Source organism: Paracraurococcus ruber (genome assembly GCF_004353985.1).
Lineage (GTDB): Bacteria > Pseudomonadota > Alphaproteobacteria > Acetobacterales > Acetobacteraceae > Paracraurococcus > Paracraurococcus ruber.
This window is the reverse complement of the sequence record NZ_SMOA01000570.1, coordinates 1-1,346: the sequence shown is the minus strand read 5'-3', so window position 1 is coordinate 1,346 and position 1,346 is coordinate 1. Positions and strand designations below refer to the sequence as shown.

The window sequence follows — 1,346 nt, the reverse complement described above, 5'->3', positions numbered from 1 at the left end:
GGCCGCTCGGCCCAGCCCCGCGGCCAGCGGAACCCGGGCGCCGGGCGCCGGGCGCCGGGCCGGCCTGACCGTCGCCGCAGCGGCAGGCAATCGCGATCGTTTGCCGCGCCGCCCACCCTCGCCCGATGAAGGGCGGCTCCGGTTGCGGGCCCTTCAGCGCCGCCGATGGGGCGGTCCGACCGGCCGGGGCTCAGCCCTTCCGCTCGCCCGTGCTGCCATAGGTGAAGGTCGGCAGGCTGCCGAGGCTCTCCTTGGTCGCGCCGGTCAGGGTCCAGCGGTTGTTGCCGCCGCCGGCCGGCTGCAGCCGGTCATAGGGCACGGCCACCAGCTTGGCGCCGATGCCCAGGAAGCCGCCCACCGAGACGACGGCCACCGGCCCCGCGCCGCCCGGAACGATCAGGATGTCGTCCACCTCGCCGACGCTCTCGTTGTTCTCGTTGTAGACGGTGCTGCCGATCAGCTTGCTGGCGCGGCGGCCGCTGCGCAGGGCACCGCCATCCACCGTGAACGCGGCCAGGGTGGTGCCGCCATCGCCGGGACGGGCGGCCTCGGCGCCGGCCGGGGGCTGCTGGGCGCTGCCCTGGCGGCTGCGGTCCGGCACACCCGCCTGGCCGCTGCCCTGGCCACCCCCTTGCGACGCGCTGCCGGCCTCGGCCGGGCTGCCGGTGCCGGTATTGGCGCGGCTGGGCGGGTTCGGCGCCGGGGTGCCGTCGCGGCTGTCGGCGCTGCGCGCTTGCGGGCCGGCGGGCTGGCCCTGCGCCCGCATGCCGGGCGGGGTCTGCCGGTCCGGGGCGGCGCCGCCGGCGCCCGGGCTGCCGGCATTGTTGCCCTGGACCTGCTGGCCGGTGCTGCCGCCGGCATTGGCGCCGCCGCGCGCAGCGGGGTTGCCGCCCAGCGGCCCTTCCTGCGACCCGGTCTGGGTGGTCTGCGGCATCATGGAACTCCCCGCCGAGCCCTGCGCGACCGCGAGGGCGGGCGCGCCCAGCAGGGCGGCGGCGGCGGTCATGGCCATCAGGCGATGTCGTGTGGTCATCGGGCGGCGTTGCCTTCTTGTCGTGGGGCGGCCGGCCTGCCGGAAGGACCCCTCCCGGGGCCGGTGCAAGCCGCAGCAACGCCGCCCGCCGGGGGAGGTTTGCCGCCCCCTTGGCCGGGGTGCCGGCCCGCCAGCGGCCACGATGCCGGCCGGCCAGCGGCCGGGGCCAGCCCCGGACCCGAACGACCCGCGGCTCGCCTGGCGGGCAGCGGGCGATGCCCTTGGGGCCGGGCATGGCCCCCTCTCGGCCGACAAGGCAAGCCGCGCCTGGCGGCCGCGCGGAACGGCGCGCCGGCGCTGGCCGGGGCGGCCG

General features: G+C 78.9%; 1 protein-coding gene. It reads right to left on the bottom strand.

The window, feature by feature from the left end; genetic code table 11:
* Nucleotides 1-190 precede the first annotated feature (190 nt).
* Nucleotides 191-1,033: a PRC-barrel domain-containing protein gene (locus E2C05_RS31820; RefSeq protein WP_133223596.1), complete on the bottom strand. Its 843-nt coding sequence runs from the start codon at nt 1,031-1,033 to the stop codon at nt 191-193.
* Between the last annotated feature and the right edge of the window lie 313 nt (nt 1,034-1,346).